Source organism: Arthrobacter sp. StoSoilA2, assembly GCF_019977195.1.
In the GTDB taxonomy this organism is placed as follows: domain Bacteria; phylum Actinomycetota; class Actinomycetes; order Actinomycetales; family Micrococcaceae; genus Arthrobacter.
Genome location: NZ_AP024643.1, coordinates 1,582,032 through 1,601,070, shown reverse-complemented (window position 1 = coordinate 1,601,070; position 19,039 = coordinate 1,582,032). Strand labels below are relative to the sequence as shown.

Genomic DNA, 19,039 nt, shown 5'->3' with positions numbered 1-19,039 from the left:
CTGGCGCTGTGGTTCGAGGTCAGCGTTTGGGCCAACTCCACAATGGGCCTTCCAGGGATCCGAGTCCCTTGATCCTGGTCTCGCCCAGATCCTTGTAAAGCTCGTGCTCATGGGCCGCTCCGCTTTCCCGGAGCGCCCTGAGCAGCGCTTCGGAGTGTGTCACCACGATGATCTGGCTGTTGGCACTGGCTTGGATGATGAGTCCAGCCAGTGCCGGCATCAGGTCGATGTGGAGGCTCGTCTCGGGTTCGTTGAGAACCATCAATTCCGGAGGCCGGGGAGTGAGCAACGCGGCGGTCAGGAGCAGGAAGCGTAACGTACCATCCGAGAGTTCGGCCGCTTTCATGGGCCGCAGCATCCCAGGCTGCCGCAACTCAACGGTGAAGCGGCCGTCGCTTACGGCTAATTCGAGGCGGCTTCCCGGAAAGGCGTGATCGATCGCTGCGTCCAGCTGCCGTTCAAATCCCACTTCACGCAGGGTCTGCAGCGCCGCCGCCAGGTCCTTCCCGCTGTGGTGCAGCACGGGAGTGCGGGTGCCGAGTTGCGCCTGCCGGGCCGGGGCTTCGGCATCTGTCCGGAAGTGATCGTAGAACCGCCAGGAACGCACGGAGTCCCGGACCCGCAGTACTTCAGGAGCCCGGTCCTGGTCCGAAACTTCCGTCAGCATGCTTTGGAAAGTATCCAGCCGGCGCGAGAGTTCGGTCCATTCACCGTCAGGCCCACGGAGCTTCGGAAGGCTTCCTTTGCGATCCACCAACAGGGAACCTGGCCTTGCGATCGGTCCGGAAAAGATCTGCTCGCGCTTGACCTCGGGATCCAGGCTAAAAGCCGAAGGACGGGGCCTGCCTGTTTCCTGGTCAAAGCCGGCGCCACTGGACACGGGCATGCCCAAGTCCACAAGGTAACCGAAGTCGTCACCCGAATACCCCAGTTTCAGGTTGACGGAATCCCGGCGGAGGGTACCTTGGACCGGAACTTCGCCCCGCCGCATTGCCTCGCTGATTGATTCAGGACCGGCCCACAGCGTCGATGCCAGCCCGCCATCCCTGGCCAACGATCCCACCACGTTTCCGGAGTCGCCGCCGGCGCATTCGGCCAGCAGGCGCAGCGCACGGTACAGGGAGGATTTGCCACTGCCGTTGGCCCCTGTCACCACGTCCAGGCCATGCAGCTCAATCGCGAGATCGCGGATGGAGCGGTAGTTGGCGATGGCGAGGGTCTTGATCATGGCGAGGGGATGCTGGTCATGGGTACAGGAAGATCACAGGGGAAATTTGCCGGACAGCTCCAAGGCCCCTGCGCACGTCCACGCGGCCAGGCGATCCTCAAGTGTTGGACCGCCGTCGAGTGGGCTCGCGAGCCGTGGCCTTCGCACCCAACAGCCCGCTTCTTCGGCGATCAGGGCGCCGGCAGAGAAATCATGCTCGTTCAATCCGCGCTCCCCAAAGGCGTCGTAGGTGCCATCTGCCACCAGGCACAGATCCAACGCCGCGGACCCCAGCCGCCGAACATCCGCGAAGCCGTTCATCAGATCGGCGAGGCCTTCTGCCTGATTGGCACGGGTATCGGGATCGTAACTGAACCCAGTGGCAAGGATGAGGCCGGTGCGTCCGGGAACGGGGCCCGCCAAACGGGTAGTCTCCCCCGCGACTTCCAACCAGGCGCCCTCGCCCCGGGCGGCCGAGTAGACCCGACCCAGGGCCGGCGCATGAACTACTCCCGCCAGCCAGACGCCGTCGGCATCCGCCACGGCCACCGACGTGGCGTAATAGACGATGTTGCGGATGAAGTTGGTAGTGCCATCAAGGGGATCAATGGACCAGCGGTAACCCGAGGCTTGCTGGGGCCGGGTGGTGCCGTGCTCCTCCCCCGTGATGGCGTCGTTCGGCCGGGCCGCAAGGATAGCCTCGCGGACTGCGTTCTCTGCTGCGACGTCGAACTCGGTCACCCAATCGCCGGCATCGCCTTTGTTGGATATTCCCAATCCCACGCCGCCTGTGCCCGCGGCAGCTCTCCGGGACAGGACAGCCGCGCCCGCAGCAGCAGCGCGTTTCGCTACGGCGAGCAGCTCGATGGCGTCGGTCATTCTGCTTCTGCTTTCACTGTCTCTGCAGCATCGGCCTCGGCTGCAGCGTCAGCGTCGGCCTCGGTGTTCCCCGGGCCCTTCTCCAACAACTCGCGGAAGCCGTCCTCATCCAAAATCGGAACACCGAGCTGCTCGGCTTTATCCAGCTTGGTCCCGGCACTTTCACCAGCCACGAGGTAGCTCGTGTTCTTGGACACCGAGCCGGAGGCCTTCCCGCCTCGAATGATGATGGCTTCTTTGGCTTCGTCCCGGCTGAAGTTTGGCAGGGTCCCCGTAACCACGATGGTGAGGCCCTCAAGGGTTCGCGGCACGCTGGTATCGCGTTCGTCTTCCATCCGCACGCCGGCAGCTGCCCAGCTGTCCACGATCTCGTTATGCCAGTCCACGGCGAACCATTCCTTCAGGGCCGCCGCGATGGTAGGTCCGACGCCGTCAACATGCGCAAGCTGCTCTTCAGTGGCGTTGCGGATCGCGTCCATGCTGCCGAAGGCCGTCGCAAGGGCACGGGAGGCTGTGGGTCCCACATGGCGAATGGACAATGCCACGAGGACACGCCACAGAGGCTGCTTCTTCGCTTTCTCCAGCTCGGCAAAGAGTTTTTCCGTGGTTGCCGTTGGCTTTGAAGGCGACTTGGCCGTTCCCCTTGAGTAGAAGTACGGAACAAGCTCATACTGGCCCGTGCCTACACCCTTGGACCTCTTCTCCCGGCGGATCATGACATTCGCCAGATCCTCAGGCTTCAAAGTGAACAGCACGGCTTCGCTGGTCAACGGAGGAGTCTCCGGCTCTGCCGGCTGCGTCAAGGCGATCGCTGCTTCCCAGCCCAGGGCCTCGATATCGAACGCACCGCGGCCAGCCAGATGGAAAACACGCTCACGCAGCTGCGACGGGCAGGACTTGGCATTGGGGCAACGGATGTCCACGTCGCTTTCTTTTGCCGGTGCCAATGGCGTACCGCAGGACGGGCACTCGGTGGGCATCACGAATTCGCGCACGGGCGGGTCCTGTTGGTCTCGCAGCGCCAGCACGGGTCCAACGATCTCGGGGATCACGTCACCGGCCTTGCGGAGAATCACGATGTCGCCGATCATGACGCCTTTGGCCTTGACCACGTCCTGGTTGTGCAGAGTGGCCATTCCCACGGTGGAACCCGCGACCTTCACCGGCTCCATCATTCCAAACGGCGTGACGCGCCCCGTGCGGCCCACGTTGACGAGGATGTCCAAAAGCTTGGTGTGGACTTCCTCCGGCGGGTATTTGTAAGCGGCTGCCCATCTGGGGACGCGGGAAGTGTAGCCGAGGGCGCGTTGTGTGGCGAAGTCATCAATTTTGACCACGATGCCATCGATTTCATGAAGGAGGTCGTGCCGGTGCTCGCCATAATGGGCGATGAATTTCAGGACGCCTTCAAAGGAATCCAGAACCTTGAAATAGGGGCTGACAGGCAGTCCCCAGTCAGCCAGCAACTTATAGGTTTCGGATTGGCTCATGGCATTCAGGCCCTCCCGGGCACCGATGCCGTGAACGAACATGCTCAGTGGACGCTTTGCTGTTTCTGCCGGGTCCTTCTGGCGGAGCGAGCCCGCAGCCGCATTGCGTGGATTGGCGAGGGGGGCCTTGCCTGCCGCAACCAAGGCTTCGTTGAACTCAACGAACGCCTTGGAAGGAATGAATACTTCCCCACGGATTTCAACTTCCGAAGGATAACCCGAGCCGCTGAGTTGACGCGGGATCTCCTTGATGGTGAGCACGTTATGAGTGATGTCCTCACCTGTTGTGCCGTCACCCCGGGTGGCAGCGCGCACCAATTTTCCGTCCCTGTACAGCAGGTTGACGGCGAGTCCATCGATTTTCAGTTCAGTCAGCCAGGCAATGGGCGGGACGCTGTCCCCGAGCTTGGCCACGGAAGCTTCAGCCTTACGTACCCAGGCTTCGAGCTCCTCGAGGGAAAAGACGTCGTCCAGGCTGTACATCCGCTGTAGGTGCGCGACGGCAGTAAAGGCGGCAGAGACTTCGCCGCCGACTTCCTGCGTAGGCGAGTCATTGGAAACGAGTTCCGGATGCAGCGCTTCGATTTCTTCCAGGCGACGGTAGAGTTCATCGAACTCGGCGTCGGAAACCGTGGGCGCGTCCTCTTGGTAATAGGCATACCGGTACTTGCGAACGAGGTCCGCAAGTTGCTCATACTCATCCCGCAGGCTCTCCGACGGAGGTGCTCCCTCTTCTGCGACGATGGCCGCAGCGGCATCCTGGGTTGTGGTGTCGACCGGATCTGGATTCTCTGGTGTGCTCACAGGTCTATCTTGCCGCAAGCCGCGGACATTATTGTCCTGGCGGAGCGGGGGCCCGTACCAGCCAGTTCCTAGCTACGGTTCTCCGGCGGCATGGCGACCTGCAGCTTGCGTACCTTTCCACGTCCCACGATGTACCCGCGGCCAGGGATGAAGTCCTTGCTGATCCGGCCCAGCGAGGTGTTAAGGAGGGTATCCCCTTCCACATCCCCAGGGTTGAGCAACAGTCCACGCCTGCCCGATTTGAAGGGCTGGGCCAAGGACCATGCCTGGGACCACGTGGACGTTTCGGATTCGCCAACAACCCATTGATCGGCCTTGATGGCAGCCGTGACCAACCGTCCCACGCCCGATTCCGCCAACGTGTCCGTGAACTCCGTCAGGCCTTCGATGAAGATGGCCATGGTGCCCGGGTTGTCCGTGGCTTTGTCGATGAGATCATCCACCACGTCCGAGACCTCGTCAGGCCCCACCAGGGACCTGCTCCAGATGTTCAGGGAGGCAACCGCGGAGCGGCGGGAGCCGATGTAGATAAGGTCCGTCCGCGGGTTGGACCGCCGCAGGGCGTACGCCAACGTGACCAACGCAACTGTGCGTCCGGCACCCGGCGGCCCCGCGAGCAGGAGCGAACCCTTTGCAGCGATGGTGGCCGAACCCAAGGTCTCATCGTCCACGCCAATAACAGGATTGTCCGGGGCACCCGAAGGCAGGATATCCAAATCCACGAGTTCCGGAAGCCGCTGTATCTTTGGCGCCTGCTCCAGGCCCTGGCGCACCATGGCCTGGCTGAGTTTGGACACTTCGCGGGCCTGCAGCGCCAGGTTCGAGTTGCCACCCAGCACGGCCAGTTGGACTTCCAGGCCATCGAGCAAACCGCGGCCGGGGGGCGAGGCTGAGTTGAGGACGTCCTTGGGCACATCGAGCGTCATGTAGTCGTCTTCGGAGCTAAGACGCAGGACCAGGCGTTTTTGGATCGAGGCAAGGAGCGACGCCGGCACAGAGTTGGTTCGGTCACCGCTCACTACCAGGTGGATACCCAGGGGACGTCCATCCGTTGCCAGCTGGAGGAAGATGTCCCACAGCGCGGACAGGTTGCTGTACTCATAGCCTTCACGGAAGGCGGACATGCCGTCCACCAGGATGAAGATACGCTTTTCGTCCGGACGGTTTGCGAGCTGCCGGTATTCAACAATGGTGGAGGCCCGGACCTCGGCGAACCGGGCGGCGCGGTCATCGGCAACCTCCTTGAGCCACCGCAGAAGGCGGCCAACCCGCTCCACATCGTCCCCGCTGATGACCTCCCCCACGTGCGGGAGTCCCTCCAGCATCTTCAAACCTGAAGAACCACAGTCGATGCCATACACGTGGACGGGCCCACCACGAGGTGTGACGGCGGCGGCGATCGCGATTCCGCGCAGCGCCGCCGACTTGCCCGAACCACCCGTACCGTAGACGGCCATGTTGCCGTCCTTGTCCGGTTCATAGAACACGGTGGGCTGGTCCTGGTGTGCGGGGTCATCGGCCACGCCTAGCAAGAGCCGCTCGTCCGTGCGCGGGTTTGGCAATTTGGAGAAGTCGTAGGTCATGGCGAGTTCGTTCAACCACGGCTTGCGTGGTGGCTCAATCGCCAGGAAGTCCGCGGCCCGGATAATGTTGCCTGTCATTCTGGCGATGTCGTTGGGGCCCGCAGGTTCTTCCTCCACAGCTGTGGCAGGCGGCGGCTCCCAGGAGGGACCGGATCCGAAGGCCATCTCCACGATGTCGATCCGGGGGCGCTGCGGCTTCTCGGTGGTCCAGCCACCCGCGTATCCGGTCTGGAACCCCTGGATGCGGCCCGGGCCGGTTTTCGCAGCACCACGGCCTGGAATGGACGGGTCGAAGTATGCCGCCGTGGGGACGCCAAGAATGTCCACGGCATCCACTTCATCAGCCATCCGCAACGCGACCCGGAGGTTCGTGTTTGCACGCAGGTTGTCCTTGATGACACCCGCGGGGCGCTGGGTGGCGAGGATCAGGTGCAAACCCAGCGAACGTCCACGGGCAGCAACGTCCACCACGCCGTCAACGAACTCGGGGACTTCGGTGGCAAGCGCCGCGAATTCGTCCACGATGATGATGAGGTACGGCGGCGCCTCGGGGTCTGCTTCACGCTGCAGTGCCAGCAGGTCCTTGGCCTTTTTACGGTTCAGCAGGCGTTCCCGATAGTGAAGTTCGGCCCGCAACGAGGTCAGGGCCCTGCGTACCAGGTGCGGAGACAGGTCGGTGACGAGCCCCACGGTGTGGGGCAGGTGCAGGCAGTCCGCAAAGGCCGCACCACCCTTGTAGTCCACGAACAGGAAGCTGACGCGGTCCGGGCTGTAGGCCGCTGCCATTCCCATCACCCACGACTGAAGGAACTCCGATTTACCTGCGCCGGTGGTTCCGCCCACGAGCGCGTGGGGTCCTTCGTTCTTAAGGTCCAGGTAGAACGGTTCAACGCCCTTGGAGCCCACCAAGGCACGCAGGCTTCCGTTGTCCTTGCGGTTGGGCACCGCCGTGGCATGGACTGAATTGTTCTCCTGCCAGCGTTCGGCAACGGCCTGCGGGTTGTCCATGAGTTCCTTGCCGATCAAAGTGGCATAGGAAACGGCACGCGGGAGGTCCGAATCGTCCTCGAGCGGATTTCCGACATCCACCAACGGCGACATCATGCGCGCCAGCTGCGTGGCGAGACCGGCGTCGAGGCTTTCGCAGCTCACGGGGTAGGTGTGGCGGCCAAGCCGTACCTGGCCGGTAGTGGTGCCGTGATCGCCGTCGACGGAGAGGAAGTCCCGGCAAGCGGCAGGCAAGGACTGCACATTCGCTGCCACCCACATGACGTGCACCCCGAAGTCCGGGCCGCGTTCCACCAGCCGCGTCAGCCGTCCCCGGTCCACAGGTGCATCGTCCTCAACGACCACCAGGACAGCAGGTACCACGGGACCGGGAATCTCTTCATGCTCGTCCTTGAGCGCGGGGCGTGGCTGCGGACCAGGCTCATTGGCCTGGGCCTCGCGCTGCTCCACCAGGTCCTCCAGGCGCGAGAGCAGCGAGGCACCAGCAGCAGGGCCGGCGGCCAGATGGTCGCCGGAGAGCGGGCTGTGACCGGAACCAACGTGCGGGAGCCACTGCAACCAGTCCCAGCGCTCACGCGAGCGGGCCGAGGTCAATGCAGTCAGCACCACCTCCGCAGGCGAGTGGAGGCCCACCAACTGAAGCACCATGCCCCGGGCGACATCGTCCACCACGTTGCGGTCCCCTGCCACGCCGAACGAACCCGAAGTGCGCAGCTGGGACACGATCGGCACGCCATCAATGACACGGACCTGCTGCAGGCATTCCTGGATTTCCCTCATGTACCGGGGTTCGGTTTCGTTGGCGCCGGGTTCTTCGAACTGAATCCGCGACGGCGAAGATCCGAGTCCGAACCGGACACCAAGGAAATGCTGATGCTCAGGACGGTTGGTCCACAGGAGGGGGCCGAGTTTGTAGATCGCATCCACGGTATCGCTGACCGATGGTGCTTCCTGGAGCCGCACGGCCCGTTCAATGTTCTGTTGCCGGTCAATGTCCTCCCGGAACGCAAGCATGGAAGCCTGGAACTGCTTATGGCCTTCCTTCGCCTGGCGTTTGCCCTGCATCTTGTGGTCCACATAGTGGCCAACGATGAACAGCGGCATCATGGCCATGAAAAGCACCGAGAGCAGGTTCTGGGTGAAGGCGAAGAGGACGCCGCCCATCAGAAGCGGTGCGATCAACATGATGTACGGGAATGGTTGGTGTTCAGGCCGTTTCGGCCCGGCCGGCGGCACACGTTTGGGAGACTCAAACCTCGGCAGCACACGAGGCGAGCGGTTGAAGTCCACCAGCGGCGATGATGGGCCGCCGCCATGGTTCCGCGACAGTGACACAACCCCAACGGTGGTATCGCCCAAGGTCACCGTATCGGAGGATTCAAGCGTTGCCCGTGTGACCGGCAAACCTTCCATGAGGAGTCCGTTGGCCGAGTTCGTGTCCACGATCTCCACGGTCTCGCCAACTGTGATGCGTGCGTGGCGCTTGGACGTCAGCGGATCCGAGAGACGGATGTCGGCGTCCCTGTCCCGGCCGATGTAGCTGGTGCCGAAAGGCAGCGAAAATTCGCGTCCGACGTCGGGCCCTGACATGACGCGCAACGTCGCCGCGGCTGGTCCCCGGTTTTGGCCGTTGGTACCACCGTTGCCGTTCGACGCGAACTGCTCGCCCACCTGCGCGAGCGAAACCTTGGAGCCAGGCCGCAGTCCGGACTCGAGCAGGTTGTCCGAGGGCCTGAGGACATGGCCGGAAAGCCCGCCGCCCACGAACGCTTCGTCCACGCTGATGGACAGGTTCGACGGCGGTTCGGTGCCCTTGCGCGCGGGGTCGGCAACCCAAAGTTCAGTGGCGATGTCCGCCACGGTGGCGCGACCATCCACCGTAACGGCGAGGTCCTTCGCTTCCGCGGGGTCTCGCCGCAGGGTCAAGCGGAACTTCATGCTTCGTCTACTCCAGACATGGATTCCAGAAGGTACAGGTCCGCGGCTGTTACCAGGTGCGAGGTCACGGCGTGCTCCACCAGGCGGGCGCGGCGGTTGGTGGCGAGTTTGCCGGCGCCACCACGCAGGCCCACGACGCCCACGCGGTCCAACTTGTCGCAGACGTTGTCCAGCTTGCGATTGAAGCGGGTCAGGGCCCAACCAAGCCTCTTGGCCGCCTCCGCCGACGACGGAATAGCGCTGAAGCCGGTGCCATCGCGGCGCAGCATGGGCTCGGCGAGGGCGACGATCAGGGCTTTCTGCGAGTCGGTAAAGACCACAGGCCCGATAGTGGTGTCCCCCGCTTGGTCCTCGTCCCTGGCTTCATGCCGGAAGGACGGCGTCTTCAAATGCACGGCGAACTCGTACGTGGTGGGCCCCGCAGTGAAGATGACGTTGGTGTGGCTGAAAACGAGTGGAATCCGGGCACCGGGAGCCAGCCAGGCCTGCATGCCGCCCGATCCGTCCGCGACCGTAGCAGAGAGCATGCTGCCTACGTTGCTGAGCCACCACATGCCGTCATACCGTGCAATCTGCAAAAAACGCCGGTGCAGGTACGGGTTGTCGTCAACCTCCAGGTCGCCTTCCCTGCCGATGTCAAAGACGTCTTCGTCGGATGGTTCGTACCATTCGCCACAGAAATCTATTGCTAGATCCCCCATGATCTGTGCCTCCTCAGTCGGCTGTAAATGTGTGTCATGCGGCCGCTTCTAGTCCACGCAGGCGACAGAACCCTCGCCCCCGGACGAGGCACTGCCGTCAACACGGACAATGATCACCTGAATACAGAGCGGCGACTCCGTACCATAGGCCAGTGCACGTGGTTCCAGTTCGGAGTTGCTGTATTCACTTTCGCTGAGGACAACCGTCTTGTAGCGCCATTTGTAAGTGTCGCCCTCCTTGGGCTGCGGGTTCTTCCACTCGAAATCTGCGAAGTCGGGTTTGCCCGGCCTGCGTTTGCCGACCAAGCCTTCCACGTCCGGAACCCCACCATCGCCCAAGGCGTCGACCGCCGGCTTACTCGCCGTCTCCGTGGGCGCAACCTTCGGCTGCGCCTGGGCACCCAGGACCACGCCCACCACAATAGCGACCACCAAAACCGTGGCACCCGTCGCCGCCAGCCACAGATTGCGCTTGCCATGATCCGCGCCGGGAGCAGCGGCTTGGGACGCCGGCGATGCCCCTGCAGGCGCCTGGGAACGCCGGACTGTTGCGCCCACGTCGTCCTGTGGACGTGAAGGCTGCCAGCCTCGGAGTACCGTCGACTCCGCCACGTCCGGTTGCCCAACCTGCCGGTAGTCCCAAACCGGCGCTTGGAATTGCGCTGGGGCTTGCTGGGCAGGAGCTTGGGCTGGCCGGGCAGGAGCCTGGCCTGGCTGGGGAGGAGTCTGGGTGGCGCCGGGCACAGTGGACGGGAAGGTCCGTGCCGGGAACGTGGGTGCCGAACCAGTAGTAGCGGTTCCCGAAGCGTCCGGATCGATTGAAGCGATACTGCGGACGCGCGTTTCCTCGAAGTTGTCGTCCGGGTGTTGCTCGTCTCCGTGACCCGGTTCCTCGAGCACCTCGAAGGGAGTCACGGACAAATTCAGCTCGGTCTGGATCCGCTGCAACGCCAAGGCAAAAGCGTGGGCCGACGAGTAGCGGGATTCCGGTGACTTCGCCATGGATGTAGACAGGACGAGTTCCAGCGACTCCGGAACATCGGCACGGCCGAGCCTGGGCAGGGGCGAGTTGGTGATGCGGGAGATCAGTTCCCGCTGCGAGTTGTCCTGGCCGGGAAGAACAAACGGTGAACGGCCAGCAAGGAGCGTGTACAGGGTGGCACCGAGGGCCCAAATGTCCACCGGAACGCCGTCAACTGCCCCGCCCCGGAATTGCTCCGGCGGTGACCACGGGATGGACATTCCGGCGTCGTCCTCGGTATCGGCCCCAATGGTCCCGGAAATGCCGAAGTCGGTGAGGGCGGGACGGTTGTAATCGGTGACCAGGATGTTGGCGGGCTTAATATCGCGATGCACGATGCCGGCCCTGTGGGCGGTCTCGACGGCGGATGCCACCTGGATGCCGACGGCCAGGACCTCATCGACGCTGAAGCGCTGACGGCGGTAGCGGACATCGAGGCTGGGCCGGGAGCAGTATTCCATCGCCAAATAGGAATGGCCGCTCTCCGTGATTTCCGCCTCGAAAATCGTCACGATGTACGGGTGCGAGGACAACTGTGCCATCAGGTTCGCTTCGGACTCGAAACGGCGGCGTGCCCCTTCGGTCTTCAAGTCGGACAGCAGCACTTTGACTGCTACTTTACGGCGCGGCCTGTCCTGCTCGTACAGGTATACGTCGGAGAAACCACCGGAGCCCAGCAGGCTGATGTACTTGAAACCGGGAATGGGTGGAGGCGGCGCGGGGGGCCTCTTGGAACTCAAAGAATCTCCTCGAAACGCAATGAAATGTCGTCGCCCAACTCAGCTATGTCGCCGTCCAAAAGGATGGCCATCTCGTTTTGGGCGAGTCTGCGGGGTGCTTGGCCTTCTCGAATGAGCACGGTTCCGTTCGTCGCTTTGAGGTCGCACAGCATGACGTGCCAACCCTCCAACCGAACCTCGACGTGTGAGCGGGAAATGTCCCCTCCGGGGCTCTCCACCTGCACCAGCCGCGGCATGGTGCCGCCTTGCACGCGGGACACTGACGGCTGCCTGCCAATGACGAGTGACTGGTCCAGGTCGATCAGCTCACCAGTGGATAAGCGCATTCTGCCCAGGCGGGGTCGCGGGACCTGAAGCGAATCACCGGACAGCGCGAAACCACACGTGGCACATTGAGCGTAGGTCGGCGGGTTGGCATGACCTTGGGAGCACACCCGCGCTAAAACGCTGGGACCGTTGCCGGCCCGGGCATCCTTCGGTGCAACCCCGGGCCCAGGACCCTGGGCGTCAGGGCTGGCGATGCTGCTCTTCATGATCGTCTGCCCGTCATGGTCAGCATCGTCATCCGCGGGGACACCATCCATGAACGGACCATTCGTTGGCATGCTGGGTCCAGGCGCGGGCATCGACGCCAAACCCACCGGCGTCGACTCCCATTCCGCCGGAACCTGAGGCGCTGAAGCGGGAGGGGCTTGCGGCGGAGCAATCGATTCGGCCCGTCCCCCAGAGGCAGGCACCTCGCCGGGGCTGCGCAGCCAGGGAACGGACTCGATCAGTGCAGGCACTGCCGTGGGTGTTGCCGACGGCGCTGTTTCTGATACCGAATTTTGTGGCGCAGGGGCATGGGCCGCCGGAGCATCGTGATCCTCGGATTCCTCGTCCGCGCGCACCGCAGCGTCTTCGATGTTGCGCATCACCGTCTTGTCCCACAGGTGGTCATAGTTGGTGGTGGTCTCCAGCGCAGGAACTATGGGATCCGTGGTGCTGGTGTGGACGGGCACGCCCAAGGATTCTTCAGCGCTTTCGGTATGCACATGACCTTCGGAAATTCCGGGCGCGATGGTGAGGCCCAGGTCCGCATCGTCGTAGCCAATCATGGTTTCATCGGAAACCGCAGCGGGCGCCGGAACATTCACAGCGCCGGCTTGGAGTACCACCTCGAGGGAGGCCAGGAGGACCACACCCTCCCCCAGCGGCAGGCTGCCGTCCGGCGTCGAGGTTTCACCAGGTCTTGCCGGGATACCAAGGTCTGCCGGAACGGAGGAGGAACGGGTTCCCGCGCCTATCCGCAGGACGTAGGAATCAGCCGCGGTGAGCCGGCGTTCCGTCCAGGTAGTCACGTCCCGTCCAGATAGCACCTCTTCCCCGGCGGACATCTTCACAACGAGTTCAAGGTCGCCGCGAAGGAACACGCGCAGGGCGTCCTTGGAATCGATGATGCCAAAGGGCGGAATACGGCTGAGGGAAACCCCGAAAGCCTCGGTCACTTCGTGGAGGACCTCATGGGCTTCGGGCGCGGACGCGAGAAGGTCCCACACCGAATCGATCAGGGCAGGCGGGGTATCGGGGCCGAGCAGCACCACAGTGCCCTGACGGATGACGCCGAACCAGTCACCACGCTGGTATCGGGCGTGGGGTGGCTTGTTACTGCTTTCCATCTACGCCCTCCTCCTGGTCCGTTCCTGTCACCCAGGCCCTGGGCAGGGTGTCCTCCTCCACCTCGGATTCGGTCTCCGGGCGCGGCGCCGTGGTGGCGATGCCGGCATCGTTAAGGACGTTCTTGGCGTCCACCACAATGACCGTGACGTTGTCCCGCCCACCGCTGCGCAATGCAGCCTGGATCAAGGCATCCACCGCGTCCTGCGGATGGGCCACGGTGCTGAGGATGCGGAACAGATGGTCATCCCCCAGTTCGCCGTTCAGCCCATCGGAGCAGACCATGATCCGGTCCCCCTCCTGAATGGGCAGCAACCAGAAGTCCGCCTCGGTCTCGTCGCCAGTGCCCAAAGCGCGCGTGACCACATGCCTGCGCGGATGAACGGCCGCTTGCTCCGCCGTGATGTCACCGGAGTCCACCAGTTCCTGGACTTCTGAATGGTCCACGCTGACCTGGGCGAAATCACCCTGGCTAAGGCGATACGTCCGGGAATCCCCAATGTTCATGACCAGCCAATAGGGCACGCCCATTTGTTCCACCACCACGACGCCGGAGAGTGTGGTGCCCGCGCGCCCTCCCGTGGCTTCGCGGATGCTGGCATCGGCCTTTAACAGGCACTCCTGCAGGTCCGCTGCCGAAGCCGAACGGACCCCTGCCGCCAGGACAGGGGAACTGCCAAGGGTCCGCACACACACGCCACTGGCGATTTCGCCTGCCTCATGGCCCCCCATGCCATCGGCCACCGCGAAGACCGGATCCGATGCAATGAACGAGTCCTCGTTCAGTTCGCGACGCAGTCCACGGTCCGTCCCGTATCCGTAGCTGAGTTGAAAGGCGGATCCAGCGGCGTTGGCATCCGGGTCGGCGGGGCCGGCCGGCTGTGAGTTCATGCTTGTCCTAGGTGGAAGGAACGGTCCCCGAAGTGAACGGTGGAACCTGGTCTGACGAAAACTGCTTCCCCCGGATGAAGCCGGGTCTGGAGGCCGTCGGGCGTAGTGACAGCGCTTCCATTGGTTGAGTTGCGGTCCGTAACCCACACGCCATCGCCATCAACCCGGAGATGCAAGTGGGTCTTGGAGATGGACCTTCCGGGGTCCGAAACACTCAACAACTGCTCGGCAGCTTCCCCGGGCTGGGGTGCTGGGTTGCGGCCAACCAGGACGGTTCCACCCAGTTCGACGTCCTGGCCGTCGTCAACACGGATCCGGAGCACGGCTTCCGCCCGGGCAGTTCCGGGCCGCATCTGCGTCTTCTCGACGTCATCGTCAGGGTGTGCGGGGGCAACAGGAGCTGGCCGCGGATTGGATACCTGCCGCGGTGCGGACACGGGCTGGGCAGCCGACATTGACGGGACCGGTGACACCACCGGCTGCACGGGCGGTAGCTCCACGGGCGCGAAGCTGTAGGGCCCCTGGATACCTCCAGTGGCAACCGGGTTGCGGCCCGCGTGGACGTCGAACACCAAGGACTTCGCGGCTTTGTCATGCCATCCACGCAGCTTGCCGTTCCTGTCCCAAGCACTGGAAACAACCACCAGGACGGCCCAGACCACACCCAGGACCATAAGAGGGAGGGCGATCCACAGGACCAATCCAAGCAACCCAACGCCCAACAGCACCGCGCCGAGGATTGCCGCCAGCAGGAGGAGCCCGCCCGTGAGAATGCCACGGACAAAAACGACGCCGGCGCCGGGCGCGTAGCCGTCGGCATCGGAGCTGCGGATTCCCATCAGTTGATTACCAATGGTGTTTCCAGACCTGGCTTCGATTCCCAGCAGCACAAACATGTACAGGACGGTGACACCGAGGCCGATGCTCCCCAAGAGGACCAGCAGAGCGGTGTCATAGACGATAAAGCCGTTCCGCCGGGTTTGGGTGATACCGGCAATGCCCAGTGCGAACGCGGTTGTCAGGACGGCAACAGGTCCCAACCAGTCCAGCACTGCCGCGCCGAGGCGTTTTCCGACGGATGCCGGTACCAGCTCGAGCTGTGCAGTCATTGTGGTCCCTCCCCCTGGCCCCGGATGTACGTTTACAGCAGCTTCACGTCCCGGCTGCATCGGTGCTGTGGACGCCGGCACTACCGAGATACTACCGGGATCGGGCAGGCCTTGCCGGGTGGCGAAGTCAAGGGCGGCAGCCTGGGCACGGTTGACGTTGCGTTCCTTCCGGGCTCCACGATTGGTCAGCGGCGATCCGCAATGAGTACAAAAGGCTGCGCCGGGACGCACCGGGTGTTTGCAGGCCGGGCACAGCTCAGCTTCACTACTCATCAACGCTGCCCTTCTTCTTGAACAGGGTGCGGTTGGTGAAGATGGCACCCTTCCTGGAGACCCTGGGTGTCTGTTCGCGCCGGCGCAGTGCGGCCCGGCCATCGGAAAGCAAAGACCTCGGCGAGAACCGGGCCTGCTGCCGCTTCCAGAAACCAACGCTTCCTGTGATGTCCTGAAGCGAGGAATCCACGATCTCCCAATACTCCTTGACTTCCTCCTCGCTGGGTTGCCCTGCCCCGAAAACTGCGGCGTCAGCCCTGTGCGCCAACATTGTGGTGGTGGTTCCGGTCACCGGGAATGCATCCGCAATGACGGCAGACGATTCCCGCCGCGTGGACTTAGGGTCAATCGAGGCGCCCATGTCAGTAGCAAGGCTCAACACCTCGTTCCACCCACCGCCGACCCGCTGGGCGGGGTGGCCATCACGAAAACGTGCCTTCCGGCGTCGTGATTTCAGCAGAAGTATCAGCAACAGCGGCACTGCGAGAATTCCCAGCGGAATCATCGCCACGCCGATCGCGGCAAGCAGCGGCCCCCAGAACAGCCAGGGGTTGTTTTTCTTCTCATCGGCATCCAAGGCATCCGGGGTGGAGTCCGGCGGGAGGTCCGCAGGCTCCTGCGGCGGGGGCGGCGGCTGCAGCACCTGCGGCTTGGGCTTGGACTTGTTCTCAGGATCCGGCGGGATGGGCACGTTGTCCTTGGGCGGAGTCGGATCGAAGGACACCCAGCCGACGCGGTCGAAGGCCACTTCCACCCACGCGTGCACGTCCTTACCCATGATCTTGACGTCCCCTGCACCGTTTTCCGGGCTCTTGGGATCCGGATAGAACCCCATGACAACGCGCGAAGGGATGCCGAGGTGACGCAGCATGAGTGACATCGCGACGGCGTACTGTTCGTCATCACCCAGCATTTGCTTGGCGGAGAGCAGGCTGCGAACGCGTGCTGCACTGTGGCCAGGCAAACTGGGCAACTGGCCGTCAGCAACCAGGCCGTTGCTGAACGCCCCGCTCTTCTGGAAATGGGCCTCTATCTGCCGTACACGGTCGATGGCCGTGGGAGCGTCAGCCGAGAGCTCGTTCGCCTGCGAGGCGACGATCGGCGGTACTTCCTGGGCTTCGGGCAACGTGAGCTTGGCGAAGTCGTACTGCGTCAGCTGGCCATGTTCAAGGGTTCCCGGATCAGAAACCTGGACTGTGTAGTTGTCGCCTTTTGCCAGGCCCTTGGTGGTCACTGCCGTATCGGTGCCGGCATTGAAGTACAGTCCCGACGCCGCACCGGAGCTCTGCAGGAAGCTCATGCCCGTGGTGTGGCGGCCTCCCGGGACAAAATATCCCTGGTAATCCTCGATGTTGATTTCCAGCGTGTAATTGGTGCCGGCTACCGGGCTTCCCGTATCGGCCAGCGTGTTAAGCGAACGGGCATCACCCACCTTGCTGAAGTTGCCGGAACTGTTGGGATCCATGGTGTAGTTCAGGCCGTTAAAGGCATCCAGCGCCGCGAGTCGTACGCGTGCATCCTTGGGTAGGCCCTTCACTGTGAACAGCGTGTGGTCTTTCTCGTCCTTCACGAAATTCCGGAAGCTTGCAAGGGGCGTGATGTAGTCGCGGGGATCGAACGGCGGAACGATCGTGTTGCGCAGTACCTTCCGGTCGTCGCTGGCTGTCACCAGCGGCGAAGCGACTGCAGTGATCCCGACTGCCGCGACCACCACGGCAGCAGCAGTCCCCAGGCGCCGGAGCTTCCCGCGGCGGGCCGCACCGGCGTCGAACTGCGCCCTGTTGGCCGAAACGGTCTTGGTGCTGCTCTGCCGGAGTGCGTCGCGTCGGAACGCCGCCCAGGCGATCGAGACAATGGTCAAGGAAACGCCGCGCTCCACATTTAGGAACCCCGCGCTGGTGCTGAAGGCGACGCCGGTAACGAAAAGGACCAGTACCGGCAACAGCGGCCAATATGGACTCTTCAGGCGCCACGTCAACAAACCCGCAGCCAGCGCAGTGATCATGGAACTGAGGAAGGGCACAATGAGCATGCCGTTGGCCGTGCCCACGGGCACGCCGACGGTCAGCATATCCTTCCATGCAAAGACGATCCCCAGCAGCAAAGTCCGCAGCGATTCCAGGCTCGGCAGGAACCCGAAGACGGCTGGGTCGGGCACTGCCAAGGCAGAACCGAACAGCATGTAGGCACCGAATCCCAGTGCGGTGGTGATCAGCAGTCCCAAGCGAAGGTGCGCGTTCAGGATCGCTATGCCGAGTCCCAGGAAAATGCCGCCCAGCCCGGCGATGATGTAATGCGGATCGCCACCGAAGCTCAGGCTGAAGCCAAGCACACCCAGGAACAGCAGGACCACCAGGGCGCTGCAGTCCACCGCAAAATGCCAAAGGGGCCGGGCGTCGGCAAATATCGAGCCAGCGCTGGCGCGCCCGGCGCCGCGGTTGGTGTCCCTGCGGTTGGTGTCCCTGCGGTTGGTTTCCCTGCGGCGTGCGCGAAGATTTGGTGCGGTGCTCATGCTGCCGCCTTTCTCAGCACGATTGCCAGGTCATCGAGGTCGCCAACGGTGAGGACCGTCAGGTCTGCAATATTGGCCCTCGACGGCGCCGCTCCGGGTTGGACGCGGACGGCCAGGCTGCGAACGCCCGGCGGAACGGACGCGGCCGCGGTGCGGAGCTGGGTAGCCGTGACGTGGCTCCCTACCACGAGGAACACCACCGATGCGTTGGGAACCGTGTCCGAGAGGTTCCGTGCGAGGTCGACGGCGGTCTTCCGCAGGGGTGTCCCCACAATCCTGGTCATGTCGTCCAGCAGGTTGCGGCCCGTTTCACAGCGGAGCGGTCCCTTTTGGGTCAGGACGTCCAGCTCACGCTGCTCTTTGATAGCCTGGCGGCCGATTGACGCGGCGACGGAAATCGCCATCTCGAACTCGCCATCCGATCCGTATTCATCCGTATTGATGGACAGGGAAATAGCCAGGTGCGCACGGCGGGTTTCCTCGAACTGCCGGACCATGAGTTTGTTGGTGCGGGCCGTCGTCTTCCAGTGAATGTGACGGCGGTCGTCCCCGGGAACGTAGTCGCGCAGTGCGTGGAAGGACACATCGGCACTGGATAGTTCCGTGGTGGGCATGCCTTCAAGGTCGCGGATGAAGCCGGCAGCCGAGCCTCCCAACGGTACGGTGCGCGGGTGGACGAAAAGGTCCACCGGCTCAGTCCAGAGCACGCGCCGCCGCAGCAGATGGAGCGGATCTGCACGCACGGAGCGTACGGGACCGACAACAATCACAGCACGCCGCGCCGTCGGAATAGTGAAAAGGTCCTCATGTACCTGGGCCGGCTTCATGCGGGGCAAATGGAAGACAGCCGTCGCGGCGCCCACCGGCAACTCCAATGCGGCAGGCAACAGTGGCCTGGCCGAAACGTTGGACACGGCGATGCTGCCCACTGCGTCGTCCCCCACCGCCACACGGGTCCGGGCCAGATCCAGGACCACGCCGTAAGCCGAACGGCCCACGATGAAGCCCACGGCCAACACAAACAGCAGGAAAGCAACCATCGCGGCAGACTTCGCCTCCTGCCAACCCCAGGACTGCCCGGCGATCCATAGTCCAATGGCCGCAGCAAGGACTACCCAGCCGAGCACACTCACCACGGAAAGGACAGGCCAGACGAAGCGAAGCCACAGGTCCCGCACCTTGGCCCATGCCGGTGCGACAAACTCGCCTGCCATTCCCACAGCTTCA

General features: G+C 63.4%; 11 protein-coding genes. All 11 read right to left on the bottom strand.

Annotated elements, in window-relative coordinates; all coding sequences use genetic code 11:
• Positions 1-19: 19 nt before the first annotated feature.
• Positions 20-1,228 carry an AAA family ATPase gene (locus tag LDN82_RS07325; RefSeq protein WP_224166900.1) on the bottom strand — a complete coding sequence of 403 codons (1,209 nt, stop codon included), beginning with the start codon at positions 1,226-1,228 and terminating at the stop codon, positions 20-22.
• 33 nt (positions 1,229-1,261) lie between these two features.
• Positions 1,262-2,086 carry an inositol monophosphatase family protein gene (locus LDN82_RS07320; RefSeq protein WP_224166899.1) on the bottom strand — a complete coding sequence of 275 codons (825 nt, stop codon included), beginning with the start codon at positions 2,084-2,086 and terminating at the stop codon, positions 1,262-1,264.
• The gene (gene ligA, locus LDN82_RS07315; RefSeq protein WP_224166898.1) at positions 2,083-4,380 is read right to left on the bottom strand and encodes an NAD-dependent DNA ligase LigA; all 2,298 of its coding nucleotides are present in this window, start codon (positions 4,378-4,380) and stop codon (positions 2,083-2,085) included. Before ligA ends, LDN82_RS07320 begins: the two co-directional genes overlap by 4 nt.
• A 68-nt stretch (positions 4,381-4,448) precedes the next feature.
• Positions 4,449-8,909 carry an FtsK/SpoIIIE domain-containing protein gene (locus LDN82_RS07310; RefSeq protein ID WP_224166897.1) on the bottom strand — a complete coding sequence of 1,487 codons (4,461 nt, stop codon included), beginning with the start codon at positions 8,907-8,909 and terminating at the stop codon, positions 4,449-4,451.
• Positions 8,906-9,610, bottom strand: coding sequence for a hypothetical protein (locus LDN82_RS07305; protein WP_224092011.1), 705 nt, complete (start codon positions 9,608-9,610; stop codon positions 8,906-8,908). Before LDN82_RS07305 ends, LDN82_RS07310 begins: the two co-directional genes overlap by 4 nt.
• Before the next feature lie 48 nt (positions 9,611-9,658).
• The gene (locus tag LDN82_RS07300) at positions 9,659-11,371 is read right to left on the bottom strand and encodes a serine/threonine-protein kinase (RefSeq protein WP_224092003.1); all 1,713 of its coding nucleotides are present in this window, start codon (positions 11,369-11,371) and stop codon (positions 9,659-9,661) included.
• Complete coding sequence (locus tag LDN82_RS07295) at positions 11,368-13,029, bottom strand: FHA domain-containing protein (RefSeq protein ID WP_224092001.1); 1,662 nt, start codon at positions 13,027-13,029, stop codon at positions 11,368-11,370. The genes LDN82_RS07300 and LDN82_RS07295 overlap by 4 nt, the downstream gene beginning before the upstream one ends.
• On the bottom strand, positions 13,016-13,918 hold the full coding sequence (locus LDN82_RS07290; protein ID WP_224166896.1) for a protein phosphatase 2C domain-containing protein: 903 nt from the start codon (positions 13,916-13,918) through the stop codon (positions 13,016-13,018). Before LDN82_RS07290 ends, LDN82_RS07295 begins: the two co-directional genes overlap by 14 nt.
• Entirely contained in the window at positions 13,915-15,300 is a 1,386-nt protein-coding gene (locus LDN82_RS07285) for an RDD family protein (protein WP_224091998.1), read from the bottom strand. Before LDN82_RS07285 ends, LDN82_RS07290 begins: the two co-directional genes overlap by 4 nt.
• Positions 15,293-17,812 carry a transglutaminase domain-containing protein gene (locus tag LDN82_RS07280; protein WP_224166895.1) on the bottom strand — a complete coding sequence of 840 codons (2,520 nt, stop codon included), beginning with the start codon at positions 17,810-17,812 and terminating at the stop codon, positions 15,293-15,295. The genes LDN82_RS07285 and LDN82_RS07280 overlap by 8 nt, the downstream gene beginning before the upstream one ends.
• Positions 17,809-19,026, bottom strand: a complete 1,218-nt coding sequence (locus LDN82_RS07275) for a DUF58 domain-containing protein (protein WP_224167490.1) — start codon at positions 19,024-19,026, stop codon at positions 17,809-17,811. The genes LDN82_RS07280 and LDN82_RS07275 overlap by 4 nt, the downstream gene beginning before the upstream one ends.
• Positions 19,027-19,039: the final 13 nt, after the last annotated feature.

Excerpts from the sequence above, each read along its gene's own strand:
- LDN82_RS07285 (WP_224091998.1), bottom strand. The coding sequence starts at position 15,300 with ATGAGTAGTGAAGCTGAGCTGTGCCCGGCCTGCAAACACCCGGTGCGT.
- LDN82_RS07295 (WP_224092001.1), bottom strand. The coding sequence starts at position 13,029 with ATGGAAAGCAGTAACAAGCCACCCCACGCCCGATACCAGCGTGGTGAC.
- LDN82_RS07305 (WP_224092011.1), bottom strand. The coding sequence starts at position 9,610 with ATGGGGGATCTAGCAATAGATTTCTGTGGCGAATGGTACGAACCATCC.
- LDN82_RS07325 (WP_224166900.1), bottom strand. The coding sequence starts at position 1,228 with ATGATCAAGACCCTCGCCATCGCCAACTACCGCTCCATCCGCGATCTC.
- LDN82_RS07290 (WP_224166896.1), bottom strand. The coding sequence starts at position 13,918 with ATGAACTCACAGCCGGCCGGCCCCGCCGACCCGGATGCCAACGCCGCT.
- LDN82_RS07310 (WP_224166897.1), bottom strand. The coding sequence starts at position 8,909 with ATGAAGTTCCGCTTGACCCTGCGGCGAGACCCCGCGGAAGCGAAGGAC.
- LDN82_RS07320 (WP_224166899.1), bottom strand. The coding sequence starts at position 2,086 with ATGACCGACGCCATCGAGCTGCTCGCCGTAGCGAAACGCGCTGCTGCT.
- LDN82_RS07275 (WP_224167490.1), bottom strand. The coding sequence starts at position 19,026 with ATGGCAGGCGAGTTTGTCGCACCGGCATGGGCCAAGGTGCGGGACCTG.
- LDN82_RS07280 (WP_224166895.1), bottom strand. The coding sequence starts at position 17,812 with ATGAGCACCGCACCAAATCTTCGCGCACGCCGCAGGGAAACCAACCGC.